Below are 11,380 nucleotides of genomic sequence, written 5' to 3'. Positions count from 1 at the left end.
GTGCCCTCGGTGCGCTGTGCCGCTCGGGCGGCGCCGGGGGTGCGGGGTGGGGGTGCGCGCGGGCCGTCGGTACGGGCGGAGGCGCCGCGGGGGGGGCTCCCGGCGGGTCCACGGGGTCGGCAGCGGGCGGGAGGTCAGGTGGGGATGCCGTCCCGCCGCACCGTCGGCACCGGGATGCCGAGCGCGCGCAGTTGCTCGAACGGGTTCATGAACTCCCGGTTCTGCAGGATCTGCCCCCGGTCGTCGAAGCGGAACGAGTGGAGGAAGTGGTTCTCGTAGTACCCCTCCGGATAGCCCGGAAAGTTGATCTTCCCGTGCCCGTCGCACTCGACCCAGAAGAAGCGCGGGTCCTGCGTCTCGAAGACCTGGATGTTGTACCACTCCCAGTCCGGGAAGCACTTCAGCGACCAGACGGCGTGCTCGGCCAGGCGGGCACGCCCGGTGATCTCGATGGGGGCGCCGGTGTCGTTGGTCCACAGTCCCCCGCTGCCTTCCTCGGCGAACAGTTCGTGGCGGCGCAGCCGCTTCCGGCCCTTGGTGTGTTCCAGATACTTCTCGACCGTGGCGCGATTGGCGCGGCGCTGCGCGGCCGCGTCGGCGAAGCCCTGTGCCGCGGTACGGGCGGATGCGTCGGCCATGGAATGCCTCCTTGCGGAACCGGTGGGGGGTGGTGCGGGTACGGAGCGGCCGATCGTCCGCGAACGGACTCGGCCGCCGCTTGACGCAGGCATGACGAGCAGTCGACGGCGCTCACGCCCGCTCCGCCACGCCCGCCTTCCTGCGCCCCTCGACCACCGCACGACCCACCCTCCGCACACTGGCCCGAACCGTGCGCCAACCGGCCGCACCACATCCGAGGCACCGCACGCCACGTCGCATCCCGCACGCCGCACCACGGCAGGGCAGCACCCGGCGTACGGCCACTCCGCGTACAGCGGTCGCGGCACTCCCGGGAGGGCGAGCCGCCGAGCCGGCATCGCGCGGGCACGAGCCGCCGCGCGAGCCGCGCGGCGAGAGAGGACCCCGCTGATGACCAGTGCCGCCCGCCCGGATCCCCAGCACGCCCCGGCGGCCCCGGCGGACCCGGCCGGCCAGTTGCTGGAGCTGTCCTTCGGCTACCTCTACTCGGCCGCCCTCCACACGGCGGCCCGCCTGGGCATCGCCGACCACCTGGCCGACGGCCCGCGCACCGCGGAGCAGCTCGCGCAGGCGGCACAGGCGCACGGCCCGCACCTGGGGCGGCTGTTGCGTTTCCTCGCGACGAAGGGCGTCTTCCGCCAGGACGGGACCGGCCGCTTCCATCTCACCCCGCTCGCCGAACCGCTGCGCACCGGCGTGGACGGGTCGCTGCGCGACTACGTCATGATGCGCGGAGACGACATCTTCTGGCTCCCGGCGGCCCGGCTGCCGGACGCGGTACGCACCGGTGGCACCGGCTTCGAGCAGGTCTACGGCCTCCCCTTCTACGACCACCTCGCCGCGCACCCCGAGGTGGGGGCGGCCTTCCACGCCGGCATGGCGGCGTTCTCGCAGACGCTGAGCGACGATGTCGCGGGCGCCTTCGACTTCTCCTCCGTGCGGCGCGTGGTCGACGTGGGCGGCGGCAGCGGCGGGCTGCTGAGGGCGATCCTGCTGCGCCACCCCGCGGTGACGGGTGTCCTGTTCGACCGGGAGCCGGTCATCGCCTCGCACGTGCTCGACATCCCCGAACTGGCCGGGCGGTGGCAGGCGGAGGCCGGCGACTTCTTCGCCGCGGTCCCGCCCGGCGCCGACGTCTATCTGCTGAAGCACGTGCTGGCCAGCTGGCCGGACGAGGAATGCGTGCGGATCCTGCGCGCATGCGGCCGCGCGGCTCCGGCCGGCGGCCGGCTGCTGGTCGTCAACGGTCTGATCCCGGAAGGGAACGAGCCGCATCCCGGCAAGACCCACGACATGCTGATGATGACCGTACTCAACGGGAAGGGGCGCACGCGCCGGGAGTACGAGCAGCTCCTGGCGCGGGCAGGACTGACCGTGCGCCGGGTGGACACCCTCTCCGCGCACGCGTCGATCATCGAGGCCGTGGCCGACGGCTGTTGACCGGGCCGTCGGCCGACCGACACCGGAAGTCAGCAGCCGAGGGGCGGCCGCCGGAAAGGACGTCATGACCGAGACGATGGACGCGGTGGGACGCACAGCGCTGCTGACCGCCGCCATGCGTGCGCTGGAGAGCCAACGGCCGGACCGGCTCTACACGGACCCGTACGCGCAGGAACTGTGCGGCGACGAGGGGCCGAAGCTGCTGGACGAGGTGTGGGGCGCGACCTTCCCACCGCACCGGCGGCGCGCGATGCCCGACAGCCTCGACGTCAACGCCATCCGCACCCGCTTCTTCGACGACCTCCTGCAACGCGTCTCCCAAGGCCGGCACACCCAGATCGTGTCCGCCGCATCCGGGGTCGACTCCCGCCCCTACCGGCTGGAGTGGGCACGGACGGTGCGCTACTTCGAGATCGACCGCCCCTCCGTGCTGGACCACAAGCGGCGCCGGCTCGCCGGAGCGCGCCCCCGGGTGGCGCATCGGATGATCGCGGCCGATCTGACCGCTCCCGGCTGGGAGCGCCGTCTGGAAGAGGCCGGATACGACGCGACGGCGCCCTCCGTGTGGCTCCTCGAGGGCGTGCTTCCCTACCTGCACGAGAACGAGGTGCACCGGCTGCTGCAACGCCTCCGCACCGTCACCGCCACCGGCAGTCTGGTCGCGGGGGACCTGGTCAACGCCGAGGCGCTGACCTCGGCCCACGCGCGCGGCCAGCTGGAAGTCTTCGCCCGGTGGGGCTGCCCCTGGCGGTTCGGCACCGACGATCCGGAGGCCCTCTTCGAGCGGCACCGCTTCACCGCCGAGGTCGTCCAGCCCGGTGACGAGAGCGCCCACTACGGCCGCTGGCGGGACCCGGTGTCCCCGCGGGGCGTCCCCGGCGTCCGCAGGATCTTCCTCGTCTGCGCCGAGCGGCGCTGAGCCCGCGGTTCCGCAAGTCGGCGTTCCGAAACGCCAGGTGCAGCGCCAGGTGTGCCCGACCGGGAGGCCCGGCGGGGCCGGCGGCGCATCCAGGGTGCCCGCAGGAGCGCTGTCACCGGCCGCAGACGGCGAGGGTCACGTCCGGTGACGTGCGGTGGGGTCGCGTCGGTTGCGCACTGCTTTCGCGACGCAGGCAGCCGGAGGTGTCGCACCGGGACCATCGATGTGCTGCGCATCACCGTCCGAATGCTTCGGGCCGGGCATAGGCGATCATGACCGGATGGACGCTCGTTTCCTCGGCATCGCCGAGCTGGTCGAAGTCCCGTCCGTAGCCGTCGTAGTCGACGTCATGCGTGCTTTCACGGTGGCTGCCCGGGCCTTTGAGCAGGGGGCGGAAAAGATCGTTCTCGCCGGGTCGGCGGACGAAGCCCTGGCCCTCAAGGCCCGCCACCCGGATTGGGTGGCGCTCAAAGACGGTCCACCGACACCCGGGGTCGACACCGTCAACTCGCCGGGCCTGTTGCGGTCCATCGACCTCGGCGGACGGACCGTCGTGCAGAAGACCACAGCGGGGACGGTCGGCGCCCTTGCGGTCAAGGAGGCGTCGCTGGTGCTGTGCGCCGGCTTCGTGGTGGCGGAGGCGACGGCCCGGCTCCTGCGGACGCGCAAGAGTGACAGTGTCACGTTCGTGGTCACCGGCGAGGGCGGGTGGGCCGATGAAGATCTGGCGTGCGCTCAATACATCGCTCGGAGGGCAGCCGGGACTGCGACGCACGCAGCCGAATTCCTCCGCCGCGCCGCCGGATCGCGAGCCGCCGCCGAGCTGGCGGAGGGTGTGCGTGCAGGAGTCCATCCTGATGACGTCGCGCTCTGTCTCGAGCTCGACCGGTTCCCCTTTGCCATGGTGGCGACCTTGGAGGACTCGCTCATGATCCTGCGCCCGTGCGCCGCGCCGTCGCTGACCGACGAGGCTTCGATCTGATCGCTGATGAGGTCCGGCTCCCGCCGTTCCGGAGCCGGCGGCCGGTCGAGTACGCGGCATCGGCTGCGGGTCCCGATGACGAAGGTCACCACCGTTTGCGGCTGGTGACGGCGAGCTCACCGGCACCCGTCCAGAACGGGCCGCCGCCACCGTCCGGCATTCCCGGTGCGGACGGCGGCGGAGCACCGCGCCGAGGCGCGGCTCTCCCGCGCCTCGGCGCCGCCCGGATCGGGCGGGTGCCCCGGACGGTCAGACGATCCGCGCCGGCCCCGGATCCGTCGCCCGTCCCCGGACCGGCGGCGGACGACGGGCGGCCACCGCGGCCGTCACCCGAAGGGCGTCACCCGAAGGGCGTCAGCGTGAGCGTCAGCTCGCTCGCGGCGCCGTCCTCGATGTACGAGGCGAAGCCGCCCACGTCGTCGAAGGCGAAGCCGTACGCCTTGCCGTCCTCCGTGGCGGCGTGCATGGCCTTGGCGTAGTGGTGCGTGAGGTCGCCCTGATAGAAGGCGGCGGGGTCGGTGGTGGGCTGGTCGGCGGCGGAGAGCAGGGTGGTGCGGTTGAAGGCGGCACCGAGGATGGCCGCGACGGGCCCGGTGGTGCCGTCGTTGGGCGCGGCGAGCGCACCGTCGCAGAAGAGGACGTCCTTGGTGGAGGGCTTGCCGAAGGACACCTCGGCCGGGCCGGAGAAGGACAGCCGGTCGCCGGCGACCCGGCCGGTGAAGGTTCCGGCGTTGGTGGTGACCTTCAGGTCCTTGCTCTGGTACGCGGCCCAGACCTGGTCGATGTACGGCGCGAAGTAGTCCTCCGCGAAGCGGCCGGCACCCAGTCCGTGGCCCGGGGCTATGACGCGCTTGTCGTCGACGACGAGCTGCGAGAACGCCTCGACGGAACGCACCGAGTCGAAGATCCGGTCGCGGGCACCGGGCTTGAGCGTGCCGGTGGTCTGCTGCTTGGCGCCCTTGAGCCCGATGGCCAGCGGCACGCTGAACATGTCGACCATGGTGGTGTTGCAGTACATCGCGCCGCCCTTGTACGTGAATTCCGCACAGTCGTGCACGACCGGGTAGTTGGGGTCGGACTCGACCCAGGCGGCGGGGTAGGCGAGGGCGGCGCCGGTGTCGGCCTCGACGGCCTTGAACTTGAGTTTCTCGCCGCAGGCGACGTAGATGCGGCCGGACATCTCGGGCAGCGAGACCGTGGTCTCGGTGCCGGTGAGGGGGATGGCGTAGTCGGTGTAGCCGTCCGGGCCGTTGTCGGACAGTTGCACCGGCTTGAGTTCGCCTTCGGGGGTGACGTGGCACTGGTTCGTGCCGTCGTTGCCCACGATGTAGAGGTGGATCGACCCGTTGTCGTAGGCGCCGCTGTTGTTGACGATCTTCAACGACAGTCCGGCGGCGGCGGTCGGCCGGAAGAGGCTGCCCGCGGTCGCCTGCTGTGCGACGAGTCCGGCGGCGGGGACGGTGACGGCGGCGGCTGCGGCGCCGCGGAACAGCGCGCGGCGGCTGACGGGACTCATCGGACAGAACCTCCGTTGACGGCGGCGGTGGGGGGAACGGGGAGACCGACATCGTTGTCGGCCAGCGGTGCGGCGCCGTGCGCGGCACTCGTCGGCGCGGCCGGGGCGCCGGCGGGAGAGGGGTTTCGCCGACGGCTGCTTCGTGCGGAGCGGTTCCGCACAGGCGTGATCGACGGACTCATGATGCGCTCCTTCAGTGTGGGGGTGGGTGAGCGCTCTCACGTCACGGCAGAGAACGGTGCCGAAGGTATGGACCTTCGTCAAGGGCTCGTGGAAACCGGTCGCTCCACAGGCGTGCGGCGGTCACCACCCGGCGTGCCGAGCGGATGTGACGTCCTCACAGGTCATCACGGGAGGAGCGGGAGCCCGGTTCACGGCGGAGCCGGACGGGACTTTGCCTGTGGGGCAAAACTTTTGCCCCACAGGCGAAGGGTGTCTTTAATCAGGGTATGAGTCCGAACCCTCCCCATGATGGGGCACCCGGGCCGGAGGCGGGAGAAGCGCCCGCGTTCGCGCCCCGTATGCGCCTGCTGAGGCGGCGCAGCGGGCTGAGCCTGGAGGCATCGGCGCGCAGGGCGGGCCTCTCCCCCGCGCACCTCTCCCGGCTGGAGACCGGCAAGCGGCAACCGTCGCTGCCGCTCCTGCTCACCCTCGCCCGCGTCTACGGCACGACCGTCGGTGAGCTGCTGGGCGAGACGACCACGGCCGCCGACGCGATCGTCCGGGGCGACGAGATACCGACCGTCGACGCCGGGGGATGGCACTACCGGCAGGCGGGACAGGCCGGACGCGCGATGCAGGCCCTCCAGGTCCACGTGCCGCGCGGCCCGCAGCGGGACCTCGTCCGCGTCCATCCGGGCGAGGAGTGGATCCATGTACGCCGCGGCGCACTGCGGCTGACGCTCGGCCAGGTCACCGAGACGCTGGCGGCCGGGGACTCGGCGCACTTCGACTCGCTCACTCCGCACCGGCTGGAGGCCGTCTCGGCGGACGGCGCGGACCTGCTCTTCGTCCACACTCTCCTGCAGTCCCCCACCGCCGAACTGTGCGTGACCGGCTCAGCCGGTGCCGCCGCGCCCGGCGGCACCCCGCGGCACTGAGCCGCGGACCGTGCGCCGGCGCCACCGATGGCGCCGGCGCGCCGGCCACCCCGTCCCACCGCAGCCCCCCCTTTCCCCGCGTGCGCACAGAAGGGCCCGCCATGACCTCCCACCAGCAGGCACCGGAACCGCAGTCCCCCTCGTCCACGCCGGCCTCCCGGCAGCCCCCTCCCCGGCGCGAGCGCCGCTACGAACCGGGCGAGGAGCGCGGCGACGGCCGCTTCCCGCGCGGTCTGGCGCTGCGGCTGTTCGTGTACGTGGTGGCCGGTCATCTGCTGGCGGGGTTCCTGTTCCTCCTCTTCGAGCTGGGCGGCGGCAAGTAGCCGCCGCCTGCCGCGGCGTCACACCAGCGGCACCTCCGACGGCGCGCCGTCCAGGGACAGTTCGGCCCAGATGGTCTTCCCCTCCGCGGTGTAGCGGGTCCCCCAGTGCTGGGCGAGCTGCGCGATCAGGAACAGTCCCCGGCCGCCCTCGTCCACGGTGGTGGCGCGCCGAAGGTGTGGTGCGGTACTGCTGCTGTCCGAGACCTCGCAGGTCAGATAGCGGTCGCAGAGGAGCCGCACGGTGACGGGAGGCGCGCCGTAGCGGATGGCGTTGGTGATCAGCTCGCTGAGGATGAGCTCCGCGGTGAAGGCCGTCTCCTCCAGGCCCCACTCGACCAGCCGGGCCGCGCAGTCGGCGCGCACCGGGGCGACGGCCTCCGGGTCGCTGGGGACCTCCCAGCGGGCGATGCGGGAGGACGGCAGCAGCCGGGTCTCGGCGACGAGCAGCGCGATGTCGTCGCGGTCCTCGCCGGTCCGGTCCGGCAGCATGGCCTCCAGCACGGCACCGCAGGTCTCCTCGGGTCCCTGGCCGGTGCCGGAGAGCGCGGCGCGCAGCATCTCCAGCCGCTCGTCGAGATCGCGGCTGCGGACCTGGACCAGTCCGTTGGTGTACAGCACCAGTCGGCTGCCCTCGGGCAGTGTCAGGGTGCGGGTCTCGAACGGCGAGGTGCCCAGGCCGAGCGGCAGGTTCTCGGGGGCTTCCAGGACGGCGGTGGTGCCGTCCGGGTAGGCCAGCGCGGGTGGCGGATGGCCCGCCCCCGAGAACTGGCAGCGGCCGGAGGCGGGATCGTAGACGGCGTACAGCACGGTCGCTCCGGTGACCGCCGCGGTGTCCGGGCCGAGCGTGGGGTCCTGGTCGATGCGCGTGACCAACTCGTCCAGATGGGCGAGCAGTTCTTCCGGGGGGAGATCCAGGGAGGAGAAGTTGTGCACCGCGGTGCGCAGCCGCCCCATGGTGGCGGCCGCGTGCAGCCCGTGGCCCACCACGTCCCCCACCACCAGCGCGACCCGCGCACCCGGCAGCGGGATGACGTCGAACCAGTCCCCGCCCACCCCGGCCCGCGCCGGCAGATAGCGGTAGGCGGCGGAGACGGCGTTCTGCTCGGGCAGTCCGCCGGGCAGCAGGCTGCGCTGGAGTGTGACGGCGAGACCGTGCTCGCGTGCGTAGCGCCGGGCGTTGTCGACGCAGACCGCGGTACGGGTGACCAGTTCCTCGGCCGAGGCCAGGTCCTCGGCCTGGAAGGCGCGCCGGCCCCGGCGCCAGAAGCAGGCCCGGCCCAGCACGGTGCCGCGGGCCCGCAGCGGCACCATGATCAACGAGTGGAAGCCCTCGCGGAGCATGCGCTCGGCGCGCTCGGGATCGGCGGCGCGCCAGTCGGTGGCGGCGGCCAGGTCCGGTTCCAGGACCGACTCGGCCAGGTCTTCCGCGGCTCCGGCGCCCCTGCCGCCACCACCGTCGCCGGCGTCCCCGCCGTCCCCGTCGCCCGCACCGCGTCCGCCGGCCGCTTGCGGTAGCGGGAGGGGCGGGCCCGAGGGGCTGCTGTCCACCGGTTGCAGCGGCGGGACGGCGCCGCCCTCGAAGCGCAGCGCGACCCGGCGGACGGCTGGGGCGGACGGACCGGGCAGCGGCTCCTGCCCGCCGATGACCGGTTCGAGCACATCGACGGTGGCCGCGTCCGCGAACCGGGGGACCGCGACCTCGGTCAGTTCCTCGGCGGTGCGCACCACATCGAGCGTGGTCCCGATCCGCAGGCCCGCGGTGTAGAGCAGTTCCAGGCGCTGCGCGGCGACCTGGGCCTGTCCGGCGACCTCCTGCAGTTCGGTGGTGTCCCGCAGGGTGGCCACGCTCCCGGCCGGACCGCCGTCGGACCCGGTGGGGCGCTGGTTGACCGCGAGCATCCGGTCGCCGACGGCATACACCTCGTCGCTGGCGGAGCGCCCGGAGGTCAGCAGCCCCGCGATGCCCGGTTCCAGCCGCAGGTCGCCGATCTGCTGCCCCTGTGCGTGGTCCGGCAGTCGCAGGAGCCGGTGCGCCTCGTCGTTGGCGAGCACCAGCCGCCCGCCGCCGTCCAGCACGAGCACACCCTCCCGTACGGCGTGCAGCACGGCGTCGTGGTGCTCGTACATGCGGGTCACCTCCGCCGGGCCCAGGCCGCGGGTCTGGCGGTTGAGCCGCCTGCTGACCAGACCGGCGCCCAGGGTCGCCAGCAGGAGTGCGCCCGCAGCGCCGGCTCCCACCCACGGCAGTTCGCGGTCCAGCCTGGCCGACACGGTCGTCAGGTCGACGCCCGCCGTGACCAGCCCGATCACCGTGCCGTCCGGGTCCTGCACGGGTGCGACCGCGCGGACCGAGTCCTTGGGCCGGCCCTCGAACTGCTCGGTGTAGGACCGGCCGGCCAGCGCCCGGCCGAAGTCACCCGAGGCCCGCTTGCCGATCAGTTTCGGGAGGGGGTCGCTGAGCCGGACGCCCGCCCGGTCGAGGACCGCGACGAAGTCGATCCCGCATTCCCGGCCGGCCCGCACGCTCACCGGCTGCAGCTTCCCGGTCGGACGGGACGAGCGCAGGGCGGCGGCCGTCGAGGGGGAGAGAGCCAGCGTGGCCGCACACGCCCGGGAGCGCTCGCGGGCACTACGGACGTCGGCCAGCCGGGCCTGCCAGGCCAGACCCGCGGCGGCGGCGAGCACCAGCAGCAGCACGATGGTCAGTTGCAGTACGAAAACCTGCCCGGCAACACTCCGCACCACGAGCCGGGAACCCCGCTCGCCGCCGCCAGGACGCTTGTGAGTCATGCAGCATGGTCTACCGCCCTTTGCCACGAATTGCGCGGATGCGCAACCCGGTCGTGCGCACCGCAACACCTGCGAGGCACTCCCGACCGGCCAAGCGCGCGGAACGCCGGACCGGGGGCGGCGCCGGGCCGCGGCGGGCCCGGGCCCGCCGGTCCACCGCCGGAGGGGGGAGCGCGCTCCGGACAGCGAAACGGAGAGACGTTCGTCCGACTATGCGAACGGCATGTGCGTACGAAGATCGGAAAGGGCTATCCTGCGACCGGTCCTGCGAGTTGACGCCACAACGACCAGGCCGCGGCCAGAGTCCTTTCCCCGCAACGGGGTTCCGCGTACGGCGGGTCGGCAGTCGTGCCGCCTGGTGCCACGCATCGCTGGTCGGGATGTCGATCTTATGCTGTTGAGAGGGTGCTGATGGTCCGTCGCGAAGTGTCGTCCGGAAGTCGAAGGCCCGCTTCCAGAACGGTGTGGTGGGTCCCCACCGTCCTCGTGGTCCTGGCCACCGTGCTCGCCGCGGCACTCGTCCCGCCCGCCTCCCGCGTCGCGGTCCTGGTGTGCGGCGCCGTGGCAGCCGCCGTCCTCGCGGGTGTCACGGCTGAACTCGTGCGCCGCGGGGCCGAGTCGGAACGTTTCCGCGCCGAGGCCGCAGCGCGCGAGGCGGATCTGCGCAGGCACCTGGAGGAGCAGGAGGCCGCCACCGTACGGCTGGCCGAGGAGGTGCTGCCGCGCGCGGTGGCGAGGCTGGAGGAGGGCGAGTTCTCCCAGGACGTACTGCGCTCCTACCCCGTCGACGGCGGTCTCGGCCCCCGGTTCCGGGCGGCCCACGAGGCCCTGCTGCGCTCCGTCGTGGAAGCCGTGCAGTCCGAGGAGACCATGCGCGACTCGGCGCAGCGCGGCGTCGTCAACGTCGCCCGCCGGGTCCAGGCCATCGTGCACCAGCAGGCGACCGACCTGCGCACCATGGAGGACCGGCACGGCAACGAGCCCAAGTTCTTCACCGACCTTCTCCGGCTGGACCACGGCACCGCCCTCATCGGCCGCCTCGCCGACAGCATCGCCGTCCTCGGCGGGGCCCGGCCCGGCCGCCAGTGGAACCGGGCCGTCCCGCTGTACAGCGTGCTGCGCGGCGCGATGTCCCGGATCCTGGAGTACCAGCGGGTGGAACTGCACTCCGTCGCCGAGGTGGCCGTCGTCGGCCCGGCCGTCGAGCCGCTCATCCACGCGCTGGCCGAACTGCTCGACAACGCCACCCGCTACTCTCCCCCCAAGACCCGCGTCCATCTCACCGCCGTCGAGGTGCACATGGGCATCGCGGTCGAGATCGAGGACGGCGGGGTCGGCCTGAGCGAGGAGGCCCGCGCCCGCGCCGAGCGGATGCTGAAGGAAGCTCGGGCCGGCATCGACCTGAACGACCTGGGCGAGTCGCCGCGACTGGGCCTGGCCGTGGTCGGCCGGCTGGCGCAGGCCTACGACTTCCAGGTCTCGCTGCCGCCCTCCGCCTACGGGGGCGTCCGCGCGGTGCTGACCGTGCCGCAGAGCCTCATCACCACCGCCCCGGCCGAGGGCCGCGCACACGGCATCGGCGCCGCCTCCGGGCTCCGGCCGCTGTCCACCGACGGCCCGCGGCCGGAGCCGGGAGAGCACCGCGCGGCGGCCGACTCGGTGCCCCGCCGG

9 protein-coding genes are annotated in these 11,380 nt (G+C 73.1%); 6 read left to right on the top strand and 3 right to left on the bottom strand.

Annotated features, from left to right (window positions below):
• Positions 1-134: 134 nt before the first annotated feature.
• Positions 135-638 (bottom strand): PhzA/PhzB family protein, encoded by a 504-nt coding sequence (locus A949_RS0122065; RefSeq protein WP_019358205.1) that lies wholly within the window; start codon positions 636-638, stop codon positions 135-137.
• A gap of 391 nt (positions 639-1,029) precedes the next feature.
• Between A949_RS0122065 and A949_RS0122060 the strand changes: the two genes are divergently transcribed.
• The 3 genes from A949_RS0122060 to A949_RS0122050 all read left to right on the top strand — a co-directional run bounded on the left by A949_RS0122060 (position 1,030) and on the right by A949_RS0122050 (position 3,980).
• Positions 1,030-2,079 (top strand): methyltransferase, encoded by a 1,050-nt coding sequence (locus A949_RS0122060; RefSeq protein WP_019358204.1) that lies wholly within the window; start codon positions 1,030-1,032, stop codon positions 2,077-2,079.
• 64 nt (positions 2,080-2,143) lie between these two features.
• A complete protein-coding gene (locus A949_RS0122055) occupies positions 2,144-2,998 on the top strand; it encodes a class I SAM-dependent methyltransferase (RefSeq protein WP_019358203.1) in 855 nt (284 codons plus the stop codon).
• Between the two features lie 280 nt (positions 2,999-3,278).
• Complete coding sequence (locus A949_RS0122050) at positions 3,279-3,980, top strand: 2-phosphosulfolactate phosphatase (RefSeq protein WP_019358202.1); 702 nt, start codon at positions 3,279-3,281, stop codon at positions 3,978-3,980.
• A gap of 340 nt (positions 3,981-4,320) precedes the next feature.
• Here A949_RS0122050 and A949_RS0122045 read toward each other — a convergent pair whose 3' ends face one another.
• The gene (locus A949_RS0122045) at positions 4,321-5,496 is read right to left on the bottom strand and encodes a beta-1,3-glucanase family protein (protein ID WP_019358201.1); all 1,176 of its coding nucleotides are present in this window, start codon (positions 5,494-5,496) and stop codon (positions 4,321-4,323) included.
• A 449-nt stretch (positions 5,497-5,945) separates the two neighbouring features.
• On the opposite strand from A949_RS0122045, the gene A949_RS0122040 reads away from it, so the two are divergent.
• Together A949_RS0122040 and A949_RS0122035 are read left to right on the top strand one after the other, a co-directional pair.
• Positions 5,946-6,596: a helix-turn-helix domain-containing protein gene (locus tag A949_RS0122040; protein WP_051019585.1), complete on the top strand. Its 651-nt coding sequence runs from the start codon at positions 5,946-5,948 to the stop codon at positions 6,594-6,596.
• Between the two features lie 101 nt (positions 6,597-6,697).
• Complete coding sequence (locus A949_RS0122035) at positions 6,698-6,919, top strand: DUF6126 family protein (protein ID WP_019358199.1); 222 nt, start codon at positions 6,698-6,700, stop codon at positions 6,917-6,919.
• 18 nt (positions 6,920-6,937) lie between these two features.
• Here A949_RS0122035 and A949_RS0122030 read toward each other — a convergent pair whose 3' ends face one another.
• A complete protein-coding gene (locus tag A949_RS0122030) occupies positions 6,938-9,709 on the bottom strand; it encodes a SpoIIE family protein phosphatase (RefSeq protein ID WP_026004912.1) in 2,772 nt (923 codons plus the stop codon).
• A 411-nt stretch (positions 9,710-10,120) separates the two neighbouring features.
• Between A949_RS0122030 and A949_RS0122025 the strand changes: the two genes are divergently transcribed.
• Positions 10,121-11,380: sensor histidine kinase (locus A949_RS0122025; protein WP_026004911.1), on the top strand; the 1,260-nt coding region annotated here is incomplete at its 3' end.

Source organism: Streptomyces sp. AA1529 (assembly GCF_000280905.1).
Classification (GTDB): domain Bacteria; phylum Actinomycetota; class Actinomycetes; order Streptomycetales; family Streptomycetaceae; genus Streptomyces.
Note: the sequence above shows the minus strand (reverse complement) of the source record. Positions and strands in the feature narration are given on the sequence as shown.